We start from the raw sequence: 16,701 nt of genomic DNA on the forward strand, positions 1-16,701 counted from the left end.
TATCACGTCGCCCCGTCATCTCGAAGCCAATGGCGACCGCGCTTCCGGACCGCGAACACCTCCCTTTCCCCCTCGCACCCCTGCCCGACCGCGTCGAAGATTTCGGCCTGCGCTTCGCGTGGGTCATCGTCGCTATCAACCTCGTCGGGACGGCCTTCGGCTTCTGGTACTACCGCTTTCAGTTCGCCATCGAACCGCAGGTGATGTGGCCGCTTATCCCCGACAGCCCGGTCGCGACCCTGTTCATCGCGGGGAGCCTCGCGCTCTGGAAACTCGGCCGTAGTCGGGAGTGGCTGAACGCGCTGGCGTTCTTCGGCTGTCTCAAACTCGGCCTCTGGACGCCGTTCGTCCTGCTGGCGTTCGCCGACGCCTTCTCGTACAACTCGGTCTGGATGTACAACTTCCTGTTCTGGAGCCACCTCGGGATGGTCGCCGAGGCGTTCCTCATCCACCGCTACAGCGACTTCCCGGTGTGGGCCGTCGCCGTCGCCGTCGTCTGGTACGGCTTCAACGACCTCGTGGACTACTTCGTCCCGCTGGTCGGCGACCCCCACCACACGACCATCCCCGCCGAGTGGACCGGCGAGGCGTACAACCACGCCGTCCACGCCCACGACGTGGCGGCCGCGGGTGCGGTCGTCATCACGCTGCTGGCGACGTTCCTGGCGATGGCGACGCGGGTGAAGAAGTTGGAAGCCGAATAGGGACGCGTTCTCGCGCGGTCACTCCTGGTGGGTGAACAGCACCGCGTCGTCGTCGACGGTCGTCACGCAGAGGTCCAAAATTCGGCTCAGTTCGAGGCTGTCGTACTCGCCCTCGCAGACGACCAGGTCGTCGAACGGATCCCCGCAGGCCGGGCAGGCGATGCTGACCGTGTTCCGGTACGTGTTGACGGTGTCGGCCGACTCGTGGGGCGTCAACGACGAGACGAGTTCCTTGAATTCGCTCCGGTCCATGGCTCGGCCTTCCGGAAGTGCGGAATCGTGATAATCCTATCGTTCGGCGCAACCTGCGACGCGTTCGGACGGGCGACGCCGCCTGAACGCGGATGCGAACCGGATGGCCGGACGACCGGAAACACCGGAGTGTGGATGACCGGAAACGCCGGGGCGACTACGAACCGCGCGGCGGCGGGTCGCCGCGCGGTTCGTGACGGCATTCGGTTCGCGATTTGGCGGTGGCCGAGGAGCGTCTCGCCGTTTCGTAGCGACGCAGGAACGTCTCGCTATCCGGCGACATCCTCCGGTCGGATTCCCTCGTTACGGTCGGACTCGCTCACTCCGTGTTGATTTCGCCGTTCGCGTGCGCCCGGACCCACAGTTCCCCGATACGCGACAGCCGCGTCCGATAGGACTTCCCGTGCTCTTCTTGCTCGATGTACCCCTTGCCGCCCGGTCCGAGTCGGTCGACGTTGTAGATGACCTTCGACCGGAAACTGTCGGTGTACTCCTCGTTTAGCTCCCGGGACAGCGCCTCGGCGAGTTCGCTCACGCTGGCGAACTGGCCGTCCTCGCCCAGTTTGAACAGGATGACCTCCTCGAAGGGCTTGACGTTCGAGAAGGAGGCGACCGGCAGTTCGACGATGTGGCCCTCGCCGACCTCCTTCGCGCCGATGGTGGTGCCCCGCTCGTCGAACTCCGAGAGCAGTTCCCGGGCGCTCTCCAGGCGGTCGCCGATGCGGTCGTCGAGGCCCACGGCGTCGTCCGAATCGGCGGTTCCGCCAGCGTCGCTCTCCAGCAAATCCGAGAGGAGGTCGACCTGCTCGTGGAGTTCCTCGGCGAGTTCGGTTTCGAGGTACTTCTCGGGGGCGGTGTAGTAGGTGTGAATCTTCTCGCGGTCCTCCTCGCGTTCGACCATCACCGAGTGAGCGGCCGTGGCGTACGCGAAGGAGACGGTGCGTGGCATCGAACTGATGTTGACCCACACCTCGCCGCCGCCGTCGAGTTCGGCGTTGATGAGGTCGTAGGCCTGCTCGAAGGCGGTGTCGTAGTCGTAGACGTCCTCGACCACGACGCGCTCGGTGGTCGCGCCGAGCAGGTTCCGGAAGTCCTGGTCGAGTTTGCGGGAGAGCCGCCGGGAGTACTCGACGTTGGCCTCGCTGCCGACCGCGCCCTCCAGCAGAACGACCCGGTCGACGTCCAGTTGGTCGCGCACCAGCGGCGCGATGAGCCGGTCGTAGTCGAAGCCGACCGGAACGATGTGGGTCTGCATACCCGCCCGTAGCGGTGAAGGACGGTTAAGCGTTACCAGCCCGTTCTGAAGAAGAATAGTCTTCGAACAGCCGTACCGACCCAATTATTTCCCTAATCTTAAGTATCTACGATTCGCAGTGACCGCTACGGAGAATCGAAAGCTATGGTAGGACAAACAGCGACGGAGGAACGCGTCACCGTCTCGCAGGTGATGGACCGAATCCCGGTCGGCCGATTCCACAGACGACTGCTGGCGATCTGCGGGAGCGCGTGGGCGTTCGACGGCATGGAGGTCATCATCATCAGCTTCACCCTCCCGGTGCTCATCGGCGCGTGGGGGCTGTCGGGGCTCACGGCCGGACTGCTCGGCAGCGCCAGCCTGATGGGGATGATACTCGGCAACTGGGCGTGGGGCCGGTACGCCGACGAGCGCGGGCGCATCGACGCCTTCCAGTGGACCGTCCTCACTTACTCGCTGTTCGCCGGGCTGACCGCCTTCGCCACCGGCTTCTACTCGGGGTTCGCGCTCCGGTTCCTGACCGGCGTCGGCCTCGGCGGCGCGCTCGCGGTCGACACCTCCTACCTCTCCGAACACCTGCCGACCGACCGCCGCGGGCGCTACCTGGTCTACCTCGACGCCTTCTGGCCGCTCGGTAACGTCCTCGCCGTGGTGCTGGCCTGGCTGTTCCTCTCGGCGCTCGCCACGCCCGCCGGCACCGTCGCGGTGCCGGTCCTCGGCGCGGTGGCCGGCTGGCGTCTGCTGTTCGCCAGCGCGGCCTTCCCGGCCCTGCTCGTGTTCGTCATCCGGAGCCAACTCCGCGAGACGCCCTACTACCTCGCGCGGCGCGGCGACGTCGACGCGGCCAACGACCGCATCCGCGAGATCGCCGAGGAGAACGGCGAGGAGTACACCCCCATCTCGGCCGACGCGGTCGAAACCAGCGACTCCTCGCCCGGCTACTCGCGGCTGTTCGAGGCCGACCTCCGGAAGCGCACCGCGATGATCGCGGCGGCGTGGTTCGCCATCAACTTCGGCTACTACGGCGTGTTCATCTGGCTCCCCCAGACCGTGGGCGCGGCGGGCGTCGTCTCCGACCTCCAGGTCGGCGGGCTGACGGTCGGCGGCCTCTACCTCTACTTCCTGCTCATCGGTCTGGTCCAGTTCCCGGGCTACTTCAGCGCCGCCTACCTCGTCGAGAAGGTCGGCCGGAAGGCGACCCTCGGCGGGTATCTTGCACTGTCGGGGCTGTTCACGTTCGTCTTCGCCGCTTCGATGCCCGGCGTGTCGCTGTTCGGTGCGGGGCTGTCGGGCTTCTGGCCCTTCTTCGTCGGCCTGCTGGCGGCGAGTTTCTTCACGCTCGGCGCGTGGGGCGCCATCTACGCCTACACCCCCGAACTGTTCCCCACCGAGGTTCGCGGGACGGGCAACGGTTTCGCGGGCGGCGTCGGCAAGATCGGCGCGGTCATCGGCCCGATTCTGGCTGGCGCGCTGGTCGAAGTGGGCTATCTGGCCGCGCTCGCACCCCTTGCCGTCGCGTTCGTCCTCGGCGGCCTGGTGGTGTTCGCGTTCGGCGAGGAGACGATGGGCGAACCGTTATTCTAGAGCCCCACCTTCCGTTCCCACCTTTTTTCTTCGTCGGATGGCCGTGAGTGCCTCCGGCACTCCGGCCACCGCTCCTCGAAAAAATCTGGACCAAAAAAGGACACGCGACTGCGCCGAGACGCACTGCGTCTCGGCGCAGTCGCATCTTCTATTACCAGTGCGATTTCCGCTCTTCCACTCGTGCGGGCGCTTCGCGCCCTGTCGACCGCGACCGCCACCGCACCGCCACGGCCACACGCCTCCCCAGCCGATTCCGGCGCGCCCCGAAGGGGCGCTCGGTCATCCCTCGCGCGCATGGGCGCGGCCCCAAACCGCCGGAAGACACCCCGCGTCTTCCGAGGTCACCCTCGCGTCGCTCGCGTGACCGCGGGGCCGCGCCAGCGCGCGCCGGGGGATAAATCGGTCCCGCGTCGAATCCCGGCGAACTCCCCCCGACCCCGGCCGACTTACGTATCCGGGTCTAACGTCCGTGCATGGGGTGGGTACGAGAGCTCTCGTTCGACCGCGAGCGAATCGCGTGGTGGCTCGTGGCTATCGCGCTGGCGGTCGCGGTCGGCTACGTCGTCGCGTCGTTCCTCGGAACGTTCCTCCTCGGTCTGTTCGTCTACTACGCGACCAGACCGATGTACCGGCGGTTGCTCCGGCGGGTCCACCAGCCGACGCTGACCGCCGTCGCCGCGCTGTTCGGCATCGCGCTCCCGGGCCTGATACTGCTCGGCTACACCGTCGTCGTCAGCGTCCGGGAACTCGGCTCGCTGGCGGGCGTCGGCCTCGACCAGTTCCAGGGCGTGCTCGGACCGTACGTCGACACCTCCGTCCTGCTCGACCCCGAGCAACTGGCGGACGTCGCGCGGGCGAACCAGCAGGCACTGCTCGACGACCGGAGTGCCGACGCGCTCCGGGAACTCCTCGGATCCGTGCTGGCGGTTCTCGGCGTGCTCGCCAGCACGGCGTTCGGCCTGGTCGTCATGCTCATCGTCGCGTTCTACCTGCTCCGGGACGACCACCGCCTCGCGAAGTGGTTCCGAACCGAGGTCGTCGGCGACGACAGCCCGACCGTCGCGTTCGCCCGGGCGGTCGACGGCGACCTGGAAACCGTCTACTTCGGGAACATCCTTACCGCCTTCGTCATCGCCATCGTCGCGGCGGTCATCTACAACGCGCTGGACGCGTTCGCGCCGGCCGCGGTTTCGGTTCCCTCACCGACGCTGCTCGGACTGCTCACCGGGCTGGCCAGTCTCGTGCCGGTCGTCGGGATGAAACTGGTGTACATCCCAATCGGACTCCTGATCGGCGTCACGGCGTTCCTGGCCGACCCCACGCTGGTGTGGTTCCCGGTCGTGTTCCTGATCGTCACCTTCGTGGTCGTCGACTCGGTCCCCGAACTTCTGCTCCGTCCCTACGTCTCGGGGCGGGACCTCCACACCGGCCTGGTGATGTTGGCGTACATCGTCGGCCCGGTGCTGTTCGGCTGGTACGGCCTGTTCCTCGGACCGCTGTTGCTCGTGCTGGTCGTCCACTTCGCGCGAACCATCCTGCCGGAACTGGTCGAGTCCGACCGGTTCGCGACCCCGGACGCCGACGCGCGCCCGATGACCGACGGGTGGTCGGCCGAGACGGACGACCGAATCCCGAAAGTGCGCCCGCCCGTCGGACCGCTGGCGAGTCGGCGGCGCCGCCGCGCCGCCGACTCGCGGGAGTCGTCCGACCCAGAGTCGGACGAACCGTCGCCTGACGACCCCCAAAGACGCGACGACGGGAGCCACGGCGGGGAGAACTGAACGCGGTTCGAAAGAGAACGTCGAGAGGGGCGGCTTCCGGCGTCACGGGCGGCCGGCGCGATTCGCGCCAGCCGCCCGTGACGCAGTCGGTCGCACCGTCCGGTCGCCGCCACCGACCGGTTGCGTTCGTCGGCGAGTCACTTCCGCCGGGCAGTCACTTCCACTCTCCGGTTACTTTCGCTCTCCGGTTACTTCCGCCGCGCGGTTACCCTCGATACTCGAACACGGGCGTCCCCGGCCGGCCGGTGTCCCGGTACCCGCGTCTCCGGAGCGCGAAGACGACCTCGCTGAGCGCGCACGGCCCGTCGAGTATCGGGTCGCCGTGCTCGGTGAACTCCGCGGTCCGCTCGTTCAGGTCGTCGAGCGCGAACGAGTCGCCCACGACCTCGACCGTCTGACCGACCACCGCGTCGTGCTCGTCGGGGGTGTAGGCCTCGACCTTCGACTCGACCCGGCGGGCCATGTCGTCGTAGGTGTTGCGCCCCGACCGCACCGGGTCGCGAATCTCCTTGGCGTACTCCAGCATCCGCTTGCTCTCCTCGACGGCCTCGTCCCAGTGCTCGACCGCCCACACCGCGAGGTCCGGTAGCTCTTCGAGGTCGCCGGCGAGTTCGTAGTCGTCGGGGATGCAGTCGAATATCCACGGCTGGGCGCGGGCGATCAGCACCTGCCCGCTGCCGGCCTGCTCGAACCACGTCCGGGCCAGCGTCTCGTACTCGGTCGCCGAGATGCAGATGTCGCCCTTCCGGAGCGCGCCCTCGAACTCCTCGCGGGAGGCCTGCGGGTAGGCCTCGACCCACGGCAGGTCGGCGTACTCGGCCGGAATCTTGCTCATGCTCGTCATCAGGGTCCGGATGCCGAACCGCTCGTGGAGCAGTTCGGCGATCTCCATCACGACCCCGACCTGCTTCTTGTCCCAGATGGAGCCCGCGACGTGGAGGTACTTCGGCTCGGCGGCGTACTCGGCGTCGAACTGCGAGAAGTCGATCGGACTACCGGTCTGGACCGCCTCGTCGAGCGCGACGTCGACCACCGACTCCTGCATGAACTGGTGGCCGTACTCGCGCAGGCCCGCGGCGTCGATGCCCGCCTTGAACCACATCCCGTCGGTGAGCACCGACTCGCTGATCTCGGTCTCGCGCTGGAAGTCGTTGCGGTAGCCCGTCCGGGCGTACTTGAACGGCAACTGGAGGTCGTGGACGTTGGTGATGATGTCGGTCTGCTCGACCTTGCCGGCGTGGTGGTCGTCGAGCGCCAGCAGCCACTTGTAGAGGTCGGCCCGGCCGCGCCTGAGCTGGTCGACCACGATGTCGACGTAGCCCAGTTGGTCGTAGGTCGCCTCGCGCAGCGCCTCGAACTGTCCTTCGGTGTAGCCCGACTCGGTGAAGACGTACTCGTACTCGTGGCCGGACATGAACGGTTCGGCCTCGACGAGCGTCACGCGCTCGCGGTCGGCGTGGACGTATTCGGGGTCGTAGTCCGCGACTTCGGGCGGCGCGAGCAACCAGTAGACGTGGACGTCGGGGTCTATCTCCAACCACTCGTCGACCCACACGATCGCGTCGTTGAGCGTGCCGTTCGCCGTCGCGTCGTCGGGCCGGTAGAGTTCCGGGACGATGAGTACGCGCATGGCAGTCTAAGTACTCCGAATACGACGGACGTGCCCTTGAATCTAGGTCGGATTCATATCACGCGATTTTCGAGTTCGCCGCGGTCGCCCGCGACGAACCGCTCGTAGTTCTCGGCGAACAGGTCGGCGCAGCGGGTCCAGTAGTGAGGCGTCGACCCGGCCATGTGTGGCGTGACGACGACGTTCGAGAGGTCCCAGAGCGGCGACTCCGGCGGGAGCGGTTCCTCCTCGAACACGTCGAGGGCCGCGCCCCGGATGTGGCCCTCCTGGAGCGCCTCCGTCAGCGCCACCTCGTCGACGATCTCCCCGCGGGCGACGTTGATGAGCACCGCCGACGAGCGCATCGTCCGGAACTCCTCCTCGCCGAGCAGTCCGCGAGTTTCGTCGGTCAGCGGGCACGAAACCACGACGTAGTCGGCCCGCGACAGCACCTCGTAGAGGCCGTCGGGACCGAACGCCTCGTCCACGGCGTCGGGAGCGGTTTCGGGCGTGCGCTTGGTGCCGATGACCTCGGTGCCGAACGCCCCGGCGAGTTCGGCCACGCGACCGCCGATTTCGCCGAGGCCGAGTATTCCGACCGTCTCGTCCCGGAACTCCTTGCCGCCGTAGTTCTCCCAGACGCCGCGGTGTTGCTGGTTCATCCCCTTCTGGACGTTGCGCTCGAACATCAGTGCGTACGCGAGCACCTGCTCACCGATGGGTTGGGAGTGGACGCCCGAGGCGCTGGTGAGCGCCACGCCCGCGTTCGACAGCGCGTCGAGGTCGTAGCCGTCGACGCCCGCGCTGAGCGCCTGCACCCACCGAAGTTCGGGGGCGTCGTCGATGCGCTCGGCGGGGAACTTCGTGGTCAGGAGCACCTCGGTACTCGGCAGGTGGTCGTCGGTCTCGGACGGCGTGGCGGCCACCGCGAGGTCCACGTCCGAGAGGAGGTCGAACACCTCGTCGCGGAGCGCGCTCCGCGCCCTGTCCGACACATAGTGGGGAACGAGAACGGTCGGGCGTTCGCTCATGGGTCGGTAGTCGGGCGACTCGTGCTAATAGCTGCCGACCGGCCCGAACTCCTCGGCGCGTCCCGTCGGCGCGCGCCTCGCCGCACGCGGCGAGACGTGCCCCGGACGTTCCGCCGCGTCACAACAATCGATTTACGCGCCCTCGTCGTACCCGACCGATATGCGACCAGCGATCCAGTTGTACACGCTCCGCGCGCTGGACGACTCGCTCCCCGACCTCCTCCGCCGCGTCGGCGAAACCGCCTTCGAGGGCGTCGAATTCGCCGGACTCGGCGACAGCGACCCCGCCGACGTCGCCGACGCGCTCGACGACGCCGGCCTCGAAGCGGCCGCCGCCCACGTCGGCATCGACGACCTGGAGGACGACCCCGGCGGCGTCGCCGAAACCTACCGGCAACTCGGCTGCGAGACGCTGGTCGTCCCGTACCTCCCCGAAGCTGACTTCGCGAACGCGAAGGCGGTCGCCGACACCGGCCGCCGACTGACCGAACTGGCGGCCCGACTCGACGAGGCGGGGGCGAACTTCGCGTACCACAACCACGACCACGAGTTCACGGAACTCGGAGAGTCGTCGGGGTTCGAACTCCTCGCGGGAGAAACCGACATCGACCTCGAACTCGACGTCGGTTGGGCCGACGCGGCGAGCCACGACCCCGTCGACCTGCTGGGCCGCCTCCGCGACCGCGTGCCGCTGGTCCACCTCAAGGACGTGGGCGACGGCGAACCGGTCGAACTCGGCGAGGGCCAGGTCGACGCCGAGGCGTGCGTCGAGGCGGCCCGCGACGCAGGTGCGGAGTGGCTGGTGTACGAACACGACGAACCCACCGACCCCGAGGCCTCGCTCCACCACGGCGCAGAGACGCTGGACTCGCTTTTGGAGTGACCGCGCCGGTCCCGCCGGGTCGACCGCGCGGGCCTCGTCCTCGACCCGCTCTACGACGGAGTGGCGTCGTTCGACTCGACTTCGGCTTCGTCGCCGGACTCGCGTTCGAACGCGAGTCCGGCGACGAAGCCGAACCACGCGAGGCCGACCCCGAGCGCCGCCGCCGCGAAGTTCGGCCCCGTCTCGACGCCGTTCAGCAACGCCACCGCGCCGAACGTCGCGACGCCAACGAACGCGGCGCTCGTCCAGTTCGCCCCGTCGGTCCGCCAGAGCGCCGACGGATATCGGAGCGCGATAGTCGCGCCTGCGACCGACACCTGCGCGATTCCGACGAGCAGGATGGGCGTTCGCTCGGCCGCGGGCGTGACGGCGGCGACGCCGCCGGTCGCGGCCGCACCGACGAGGAGGGCGACGGCGTATCGGAGGACTCTGTGCATGCGCGGGGCTCTCGGTCGACCAAGGTAGTCGTTACGCTCCAGTCGGGAATCTAATAAATCGGCGATGGCGCTGAACGCCGTTGGCGCAGGGGACTCACTCACCCTGCAGCGCGACGGCGAGTTGCAGGACTAGATAGACCGGAACCACGTACATGACGACGAGAGCGACGAGCGCGAACGCACCGACGACCGGGTGCCCGTCGCCCGAACCGGTCTGGAGGAATATCATCGCGGCGAACCACAGCGTCAGCACCTGGTACAACTCCGTTCTGTCCATGGAGATCATGTTAGCTACCGGACAGGAACGGGAAGTAGCTTTCGACGTCGCCGCGACTCGCCTCACGCGTCCGCCGGACGGAACACCGCCTCTCCCGGACTCCCGTCGTCGGCGTACCCGAGCGACCGCAGGCCGTAGACGAGGTCGGCGACCGGGGCGTCGACCGCCGCCGAAAGGTCGCCGAGGGCGACCGGCCCGGGCCGGTCGCCCTCGGCGGTCGGTTCCGCCACCGCGGCGTCGACCCGCCGCAGCGTCTCGTCGTCCTCGAACGCGTCGACCCGCTCCCCGACGCCCGCACGGAGGCGCTCGTAGGTGCGACGGCCGCACCGCTCGGGGTCCCGGACGCGGGTGACGTATGCCACGAGGCGGTGGTTCGCTTCGACGGCCGCCTCCCAGTCCTGGACTACCTGGACCGCCAGCGATTCGAGGTCGTCGAGGTCGGCGGTGAGTCGGTAGTCGTCGGGCGCGCAGTCGTATATCCATGGCCGGTCGCGGAGGAGTAGCACCTGGCCGCTGGCGGCCTGTTCGAACGGCGTGCGGGCCATCGTCTCGTGGTCGCTGGCGCAGATGGCGAGGTCGCCCGCGTCGAGCGCCCGCCGGTAGCGCTCCTTCGAGCACTCGGGGTAGGCGTCGACGAACTCCCGCTCGGCGAAGCCGTCGGGGATGGGGTCCATGTTGGTCATCAGCGTCCGGATTCCGAACTCCTCGTACAGCGTCTCGCCGGCGTCGAGCACCACGTCGAGGTTCTTCTTCCTCCAACCCGACCCCGCGACGTGGAGGGTTTCGGGTTCGTCGGCGTACGACTCCTCGAACGCCGAGAAATCGAGCGGACTCCCGGTTTCGAGCGCGTCAGCGACCAGGTCGTCGAGAAAGTCGTCGTCGAGGAACTCGCCGGCGTACTCGCGCATTCGGTCGGCGTCGACGCCCGCCTTGAACCACAGGTCGTCGACGAACGTCGCCATCGCGGTCTCGACCTTGGTCGGCGCGTCGTTGGGGTACCCCCGGCCGTGGCGCTTGAACGGGAGTCGGAGGTCGTGGACGTAGCCCACGAGTTCGACCGGTTGGACCGCCGCTTCGCTGCCGCCGCTGAGTCGGTGGAGCCACTTGTAGAGGTCGTACCGGCCCGTCACGTGCTGGTCGACCACGGCGTCGACGTAGGCCCCGCGGTCGTAGATTCGCTCCTCTATCGTGCGCAGTTGGGCCTCGGTGTAGCCCGTCTCGGAGAAGGCGTCCTCGTGCTCGTGGCCGGCCATGAACGGTTCGGCCTCGACGAGCGTTACGCGCTCGCGGTCGGCGTGGACGTACTCGGGGTCGTAGTTCGCGGCTTCGGGCGGCGCGAGTAGCCAGTAGACGTGGAGATTCGGGTCGCGGTCCAGCCACTCGTCGACCAACTGGACGGCGTCTTCGAGCGTGCCGTTGGCCGTCGCGTCGTCCGGGCGGTACAACTCTGGAACGAAGAGAACGCGCAAATCGAATCCACCCGTGAGAACGACGACGGAGGGCGTCTTTACCATAGTGGCCGGACGCGAATCCGCGGCGACGCCACCGCCCGCGGGCGGGCGGTCCCGGCGCACGTTCACCTTTATCCCCGGCGCGGCCCAATCGGGTCGCATGTCCGAACGAAAGGAGTTCCGGGACCTCGCGTCGCCCGCCGAGGCCCGGGAGGCCATCGCGTCCCTCGACCTCGAACCAGAGGCCGAGACGGTGCCGCTGGACGGCGCCCGCGGCCGGGTGCTGGCCGAGCGACTCGACGCCGGCATCGACGTCCCCGGGTTCGACCGCGCGAGCATGGACGGTTACGCGGTGCGCGCCCGCGACACCTTCGGCGCCGACGAAACCGACCCCGCCAGCCTCGACCTCGTCGGGGCGGTCCACGCGGGCGCGGAACCCGACGTCGAAGTCGGCGACGGCGAGGCGGCCGAAATCTCGACCGGCGCGGTGATGCCACCCGGCGCCGACGCCGTGGTGATGGTCGAGCGAACGGACGCGCCGGAAGGTGGCGACGCCGTGTCGGTCTACGACGCGGTCGCGCCCGGCGACCACGTGATGACCGCGGGCGCCGACATCGCGGCCGGCGAGCGCGCGCTCGGCCCCGGCACCCAGATTACGCCCCGCGAAATCGGGCTCCTGTCGGCGCTCGGTGTCGACGAGGTACCGGTCCGCGGGCGACCCCAGGTCGGCATCGTCTCGACCGGCGACGAACTGGTCCGGCCCGGCGACGAACTCGACGCCGACGCCGGCGAGATCTACGACGTCAACAGCTACACCGTCGCCGCCGCCGTCGAGGAGGCCGGCGGCAAGCCGGTGGTCTACCCCCACGCCGGCGACGAGTACGACGAGATGGAGCGGACGCTACGGCGGGCGGCCGACGACTGCGACCTGGTGCTCTCCTCGGGGTCGACCAGCGCCAGCGCGGTCGACGTCATCTACCGGGTCGTCGAGGACCGCGGCGAACTCCTGCTCCACGGCGTCTCGGTCAAGCCCGGCAAGCCGATGCTAGTCGGGCGACTCGACACGTCGGCCTACGTCGGCCTGCCCGGCTACCCCGTCTCGGCGCTGACCATCTTCCGGACCTTCGTCGCGCCGGCGATTCGCCGGGCCGCCGGCGTTCCGGAACCCGCGACCGCGACCGTCGAGGCCCGGATGGCCGCCGAGGAGCGCTACGGCGAGGGCCGCACCCGGATGCTCCCGGTGGGGTTGGTCGCGTCCGGCGAGTCGCGCCGCGACTCGCCGGACGCGAGCGGTGACGGTGCGGACGGCGACCTGCTGGCCTACACCGTCGACAAGGGCAGCGGCGCGACCACCAGCCTCGTGGAGGCCGACGGCGTGGTCGAGGTCCACGCCGACACCGCCTACGTCGCCGAGGGCGAGGCGGTCGAGGTCGAGTTATTCTCGCCGGACGTGCGGCCGCCGACGGTCCTCGGTGCGGGCGAGGACGACCCCGCGCTCGCGCGCCTGCTCGATGCGCTCGACCGACCGCGCTACCTCGCGGTCGGGTCCCGGGAGGGCCTGCGGCGGCTCCGGGACGGCGTGCCCGACTTCGCGGTGACCACCGGCGGCGACGCGACGGACCGGGGCGTCGAGGCCGAGGAACTCGGCTCCTACGAGCGCGAGTGGGGACTGGTCGTCCCGGCCGGCAACCCGGAGGGAATCGAGGGGCTGGCCGACCTGGTGGACCGCGAACTGCGATTCGTCAATCGCGGCACCGACTCGGGACTCCGGACGACGCTCGGTAACGCGCTGGCGGCCCTCGCCGAGGAGCGCGGAACGACGCGCCACGAACTCGTCGACGCCATCGACGGCTTCGAACTGACGACCAAGGCCCACGAGAGTCCGGCGCGCCGAGTCGCGGATGGGAAGGCCGACGTCGGCCTCGGACTCCGCGCGACCGCCGAGAAACTCGGCCTCGGATTCGTCTCGCTCGGGACCGAGACGGTCCGCGTGCTGGCGAATCCCGAGCGGACGGAGAAGACGGGCGTTCGCGAACTCGCGGACGCGCTCGACGAGGAGCTAGTCGGTGTACTCGACGGACTGGCCGGATTCGGCCAGTAGTTCGTCGAAGCTCTCGACCCGGTAGTCGCCGAGGACGCACTGCTCGCGGCGGTGGTGGCCGTGGCGCTCGACGTGGATGGCGTCGAGGCCGGCGTTCCACGCCGCGCCAACGTCGCTGGCGCCGTCGCCCGCGTAGACGCCGACGTGGTCGTCGGCGTCGGCACCGATTTGCTTGCGGGCGTGGTGGAGCGGCGCGGGGTCGGGCTTCCAGCCCAGGTCGGCGTCGCAGCAGACGACCGCGTCGAACCAGTCGCGGATGTCGAGTTCGTCAAGCACGGGGCCGGTGAGGAACGACTGGCAGTGAGTGACGAGGCCGACCGGACAGTCGAGGTCCCCGACGAACGCGGCGTCGTCGTAGAGGTAAGTTTCGCGGGCGCGGCGCTGGGGGTCCTCGACGTCGTGGAAGACCGCCCAGAACTCCTCGGGGTCGATGCCCCACTCGCGGAGTTGGGCGTCGCGGCTCCCGCCGAGGCCGTGCCAGAGGAGTTCGGCTTCGCGGTCGGTGAACTTCCGGCCCAGTCGGTCGCCGACACGGTCGAACACCGACCGGGGGTACGCCCAGTCGACGTCGATGAGCGTGCCGTCGAGGTCGAGGAGCCAGAAGTCGTATTCGCGGGCGACCATGAGGACACGCTGGTAAGCCCTCGGGAAAAATAAACGTTTCCGATGCACTGTCCGGGTCGGCGGTCCGGCGTCCCGCTCGAGTCGGACGCGGCTACTCGCGCTCGACCTCCAGCGAACTCCCGAGGTACTTGTTGAGCACCTCCGACACCGAGTCGGCCTTGAACGATTCGAGGTCGGCGGCGATCTCGTCCTTCAGCGCTTCCAGGTACTCCTCGTCGGTTTCCAACGCCCGGTACTCGACGCCTGTGACTGCGACGCCGAGCGCCTCTTCGGTGAGTTCGCGGAAGTGGCGCTTGTCGTTGACCTCGCCGCGCCAGAGGTTGTCGCGGAAGAACCGCCAGCCGTCCTCGCCCGGCGGGTCGGCTTCGCGATAGAGACGCGTCTCGAACTCCGCGGGGTCGACAGAGACGCCCTCGGCCGCGGGTTCGAGGCGGAAGCGCACGGCGAAGACGTAGCGGGCGTCCATGGCTCTCGCTCACCGGAGGTCGTTCGACAGCTCCGCCATGTCGACGTCCTTCTCGGTGATGCCGCCCTCCTCGTGGCTCGTGAACCGGATTTCGACCTCCTCGTAGCGAATCTCGATGGTCGGGTGGTGGAACTCCTCCTCGGCCAACTCGGCGACTTCGCTCGCGAACGCGACGCCTTCGAGGTAGTCGTCGAACTCGTAGACGCGGACGATCTCGTCGCCTTCTCGCGTCCACCCGTCCGGAAGCTGACTCTGGATCTCGTCGTCGGATAGCAGGTCGGCCATACGAGACGCTATCGGCGGCCGCGAAAATAAAGCTCCCCGCCGAACGCCGAACGTGGGCGACCGTCCGAGGGCGAGAGAGCGAGTACAGGTATGCAAGCGAAATTAGCGCAAGTCGTACGGGGAACACCCCGCGAGTTGGTCCCGGCTTCCCTCATAAAGGTTCGCGCAACCTCACAGCCGACCCGGCGCGCGCTGGCGCGACCCAGCGGTTGGGTCGCGCCCATGCGCGCGAGGGATGACCAAGTGAGCGACAGCGAACGAGGGAGTCGGCTGGGGAGGCGTGTGGCGGTCGCGGTGCGGTGGCGGAAGACGAACCGAGAATCGAAGATGCGCTGACGCCGAGTCGCCACGGCGACTCGGCGTCAGCGCGTGTCCTTTTTTGGTCCAGCTTTTTTCGAGGAGCGGTGGCCGGAGTGCCGGAGGCACTCACGGCCACCCGACGAAGAAAAAAGGTGGTGGCTAATCGTCGTCGTCCGCCGTAACGCTCGCCGGGGCGCCGTCGGGGAGCGCGCTCTCGGAGAGCTCGTCGGCGCCGTCCATCGCGCGCTCGACGAACTCCGGCGGACCGGCGTCGTCCTCCTCGCCGAAGTCGGGGTTGAACAGCTGGAGGGCGGTGTTGATGGTGGTCCAGTCGTCGTCGGCCGCGGCGTCGCGCAGGCTCTTGGTCGGGGCCGCGAGCAACTGGGAAACCAGCGCGTCGGCCATCGACTCGACCACGGCGCGCTGGTCGTCGCTCAGGTCGCCGTGGGCGTCGAGTTTCGAGAGCGCCTCGGAGAGTTCGCGGGCCTTGACCCGCTCGGCGCTCTCGTACATGGTCGAGATGACCTCGTCGGCGCGCTTGCGCTTGTAACCTTCGAGCAGGCGCTCGAACTCGCGGTCGATCATCGTTTCGACCGACTCGGCGGCCGCCCGGCGGCGGCGCTTCGTCTCGTCGGTGACCGACTCCAGGGCCGCCATGTCGTAGACGGTGACGCCGTCGAGCGCGCTCGCGGCGGGCGAGACGTCCCGCGGTTGAGCGATGTCGACGACGAGCGTCCGGCCGCGGTCGGCGAGCGTCCCGGCGTCGAGGACGTGGGACTCGCTGCCGGTCGCCGACACCACCACGTCGGCGGCGTCGAGCGCGGTGGCCAGCGCGTCGAGGCTCACCGCGCGGGCGTCGGCGGCGTCGACCTCCTCGGCCACGCCGGCCGCCCGTTCGACCGACCGGTTGGCGACGTACAGCGTCGCGACGTTCGCGTCGGCGAGCGCGTGGGCCGCGATGGTGCCCATCTCGCCCGCGCCGACGACGAGCGCCGTCGCGCCGTCGAGGTCGCGGTGCTCGTCGAGCAGCGACACCGCCGCGCTCCCGATGGAAACCGCGCCGTCGTTGATGGCGGTCTCGGTTCGGGCGCGCTCGCCGACGTGGATGGCCTTCGTCACCGCGTCGTCGAGCATCGGTCCGATGGCGCCGACCTCGCGGGCCGTCTCGTAGGCGCGCCGGACCTGGCCGATGATCTGGTCCTCGCCGACGACGAGCGATTCGAGTCCCGCCGCGACCCGCATGAGGTGGCGCAGGCTCTCCTCGTGGTTCATCTCGACGGTCGCGTGGCTCTCCATGTCGGGGGCGAAGTCGCCGAGGATCGCGCGACCGGTCGCGGCCGCGTCGGTGACGACGTAGGCCTCGAAGCGGTTGCACGTCTGGAGCACGTACGCCTCGCGGACGCCCGGCGCGTCGAGCAGTCGCCCGAGCGTGGTCGCCTCGTCGGCGTGGCAGGCGCTCGCGACGTCGTCGAGGCTCGCGCTCTCGTGGGTGACGCGCATCCCGGAGACCACGCCCGTCCCCGCCGTCACGGATACCGACCTCCCGAGAGTGTACCGGATAGTTTCCAGGTCATGTTTGCACCCTGCGGACGACACCGTCCGCTCCGTTCTTAGCGGGTCTAGGAATGGCCGGTACGTAAAGCCTTTCAAACGAAACAGAT

The 16,701-nt window shown here is 68.8% G+C and carries 16 protein-coding genes; 5 read left to right on the top strand and 11 right to left on the bottom strand.

Annotated features, from left to right (window positions below):
- Positions 1-29 precede the first annotated feature (29 nt).
- A complete protein-coding gene (locus tag NGM07_RS07385; RefSeq protein WP_253518943.1) occupies positions 30-704 on the top strand; it encodes a DUF1405 domain-containing protein in 675 nt (224 codons plus the stop codon).
- 18 nt (positions 705-722) lie between these two features.
- On the opposite strand, the gene NGM07_RS07390 is transcribed toward NGM07_RS07385, so the two are convergent.
- Positions 723-956 (bottom strand): DUF7385 family protein, encoded by a 234-nt coding sequence (locus tag NGM07_RS07390; RefSeq protein ID WP_253518946.1) that lies wholly within the window; start codon positions 954-956, stop codon positions 723-725.
- Positions 957-1,275: 319 nt separating this feature from the next.
- Positions 1,276-2,211, bottom strand: coding sequence for an HFX_2341 family transcriptional regulator (locus tag NGM07_RS07395; protein ID WP_253518949.1), 936 nt, complete (start codon positions 2,209-2,211; stop codon positions 1,276-1,278).
- A gap of 144 nt (positions 2,212-2,355) precedes the next feature.
- Here NGM07_RS07395 and NGM07_RS07400 point away from each other — a divergent pair, with 144 nt between their 5' ends.
- A complete protein-coding gene (locus tag NGM07_RS07400) occupies positions 2,356-3,795 on the top strand; it encodes an MFS transporter (RefSeq protein ID WP_253518951.1) in 1,440 nt (479 codons plus the stop codon).
- Positions 3,796-4,268: 473 nt separating this feature from the next.
- Positions 4,269-5,576, top strand: coding sequence for an AI-2E family transporter (locus NGM07_RS07405; protein WP_253518953.1), 1,308 nt, complete (start codon positions 4,269-4,271; stop codon positions 5,574-5,576).
- 205 nt (positions 5,577-5,781) lie between these two features.
- Here the strand turns inward: NGM07_RS07405 and NGM07_RS07410 are convergent, their stop codons facing one another.
- Positions 5,782-7,206: a hypothetical protein gene (locus NGM07_RS07410; RefSeq protein ID WP_253518955.1), complete on the bottom strand. Its 1,425-nt coding sequence runs from the start codon at positions 7,204-7,206 to the stop codon at positions 5,782-5,784.
- Positions 7,207-7,259: 53 nt separating this feature from the next.
- Positions 7,260-8,216 carry a D-2-hydroxyacid dehydrogenase gene (locus tag NGM07_RS07415; protein ID WP_253518957.1) on the bottom strand — a complete coding sequence of 319 codons (957 nt, stop codon included), beginning with the start codon at positions 8,214-8,216 and terminating at the stop codon, positions 7,260-7,262.
- Between the two features lie 160 nt (positions 8,217-8,376).
- On the opposite strand from NGM07_RS07415, the gene NGM07_RS07420 reads away from it, so the two are divergent.
- Entirely contained in the window at positions 8,377-9,099 is a 723-nt protein-coding gene (locus NGM07_RS07420) for a sugar phosphate isomerase/epimerase family protein (protein WP_253518959.1), read from the top strand.
- A 50-nt stretch (positions 9,100-9,149) separates the two neighbouring features.
- Here the strand turns inward: NGM07_RS07420 and NGM07_RS07425 are convergent, their stop codons facing one another.
- From NGM07_RS07425 to NGM07_RS07435, 3 genes are all read right to left on the bottom strand, one after another.
- The gene (locus tag NGM07_RS07425; protein WP_253518961.1) at positions 9,150-9,536 is read right to left on the bottom strand and encodes a hypothetical protein; all 387 of its coding nucleotides are present in this window, start codon (positions 9,534-9,536) and stop codon (positions 9,150-9,152) included.
- Between the two features lie 94 nt (positions 9,537-9,630).
- Positions 9,631-9,822 carry a hypothetical protein gene (locus tag NGM07_RS07430; protein WP_253518963.1) on the bottom strand — a complete coding sequence of 64 codons (192 nt, stop codon included), beginning with the start codon at positions 9,820-9,822 and terminating at the stop codon, positions 9,631-9,633.
- A 53-nt stretch (positions 9,823-9,875) separates the two neighbouring features.
- Positions 9,876-11,282 (bottom strand): hypothetical protein, encoded by a 1,407-nt coding sequence (locus NGM07_RS07435; protein WP_253518966.1) that lies wholly within the window; start codon positions 11,280-11,282, stop codon positions 9,876-9,878.
- A gap of 142 nt (positions 11,283-11,424) precedes the next feature.
- Between NGM07_RS07435 and NGM07_RS07440 the strand changes: the two genes are divergently transcribed.
- On the top strand, positions 11,425-13,365 hold the full coding sequence (locus tag NGM07_RS07440; protein WP_253518969.1) for a molybdopterin biosynthesis protein: 1,941 nt from the start codon (positions 11,425-11,427) through the stop codon (positions 13,363-13,365).
- Here the strand turns inward: NGM07_RS07440 and NGM07_RS07445 are convergent.
- The 4 genes from NGM07_RS07445 to hemA form a co-directional block, all read right to left on the bottom strand.
- Positions 13,324-13,989 carry an HAD family hydrolase gene (locus NGM07_RS07445; RefSeq protein WP_253518971.1) on the bottom strand — a complete coding sequence of 222 codons (666 nt, stop codon included), beginning with the start codon at positions 13,987-13,989 and terminating at the stop codon, positions 13,324-13,326. The two genes, NGM07_RS07440 and NGM07_RS07445, sit on opposite strands and share 42 nt — an antisense overlap.
- 91 nt (positions 13,990-14,080) lie before the next feature.
- Positions 14,081-14,455, bottom strand: a complete 375-nt coding sequence (gene lwrS / locus NGM07_RS07450) for an LWR-salt protein (RefSeq protein WP_253518973.1) — start codon at positions 14,453-14,455, stop codon at positions 14,081-14,083.
- A gap of 9 nt (positions 14,456-14,464) precedes the next feature.
- Complete coding sequence (locus tag NGM07_RS07455; RefSeq protein WP_253518976.1) at positions 14,465-14,740, bottom strand: 4a-hydroxytetrahydrobiopterin dehydratase; 276 nt, start codon at positions 14,738-14,740, stop codon at positions 14,465-14,467.
- A gap of 459 nt (positions 14,741-15,199) precedes the next feature.
- Complete coding sequence (gene hemA / locus NGM07_RS07460; RefSeq protein WP_368410281.1) at positions 15,200-16,540, bottom strand: glutamyl-tRNA reductase; 1,341 nt, start codon at positions 16,538-16,540, stop codon at positions 15,200-15,202.
- Positions 16,541-16,701 lie beyond the last annotated feature (161 nt).

This window comes from Halorussus vallis (assembly GCF_024138165.1).
Classification (GTDB): domain Archaea; phylum Halobacteriota; class Halobacteria; order Halobacteriales; family Haladaptataceae; genus Halorussus; species Halorussus vallis.

What these genes read in the sequence shown, in the direction of transcription:
- NGM07_RS07385 (WP_253518943.1), top strand. Translation starts at nt 30, where the DNA reads ATGGCGACCGCGCTTCCGGACCGCGAACACCTCCCTTTCCCCCTCGCA.
- NGM07_RS07390 (WP_253518946.1), bottom strand. Translation starts at nt 956, where the DNA reads ATGGACCGGAGCGAATTCAAGGAACTCGTCTCGTCGTTGACGCCCCAC.
- NGM07_RS07395 (WP_253518949.1), bottom strand. Translation starts at nt 2,211, where the DNA reads ATGCAGACCCACATCGTTCCGGTCGGCTTCGACTACGACCGGCTCATC.
- NGM07_RS07400 (WP_253518951.1), top strand. Translation starts at nt 2,356, where the DNA reads ATGGTAGGACAAACAGCGACGGAGGAACGCGTCACCGTCTCGCAGGTG.
- NGM07_RS07405 (WP_253518953.1), top strand. Translation starts at nt 4,269, where the DNA reads ATGGGGTGGGTACGAGAGCTCTCGTTCGACCGCGAGCGAATCGCGTGG.
- NGM07_RS07410 (WP_253518955.1), bottom strand. Translation starts at nt 7,206, where the DNA reads ATGCGCGTACTCATCGTCCCGGAACTCTACCGGCCCGACGACGCGACG.
- NGM07_RS07415 (WP_253518957.1), bottom strand. Translation starts at nt 8,216, where the DNA reads ATGAGCGAACGCCCGACCGTTCTCGTTCCCCACTATGTGTCGGACAGG.
- NGM07_RS07420 (WP_253518959.1), top strand. Translation starts at nt 8,377, where the DNA reads ATGCGACCAGCGATCCAGTTGTACACGCTCCGCGCGCTGGACGACTCG.
- NGM07_RS07425 (WP_253518961.1), bottom strand. Translation starts at nt 9,536, where the DNA reads ATGCACAGAGTCCTCCGATACGCCGTCGCCCTCCTCGTCGGTGCGGCC.
- NGM07_RS07430 (WP_253518963.1), bottom strand. Translation starts at nt 9,822, where the DNA reads ATGATCTCCATGGACAGAACGGAGTTGTACCAGGTGCTGACGCTGTGG.
- NGM07_RS07440 (WP_253518969.1), top strand. Translation starts at nt 11,425, where the DNA reads ATGTCCGAACGAAAGGAGTTCCGGGACCTCGCGTCGCCCGCCGAGGCC.
- NGM07_RS07445 (WP_253518971.1), bottom strand. Translation starts at nt 13,989, where the DNA reads ATGGTCGCCCGCGAATACGACTTCTGGCTCCTCGACCTCGACGGCACG.
- lwrS (WP_253518973.1), bottom strand. Translation starts at nt 14,455, where the DNA reads ATGGACGCCCGCTACGTCTTCGCCGTGCGCTTCCGCCTCGAACCCGCG.
- NGM07_RS07455 (WP_253518976.1), bottom strand. Translation starts at nt 14,740, where the DNA reads ATGGCCGACCTGCTATCCGACGACGAGATCCAGAGTCAGCTTCCGGAC.
- hemA (WP_368410281.1), bottom strand. Translation starts at nt 16,540, where the DNA reads ATGCGCGTCACCCACGAGAGCGCGAGCCTCGACGACGTCGCGAGCGCC.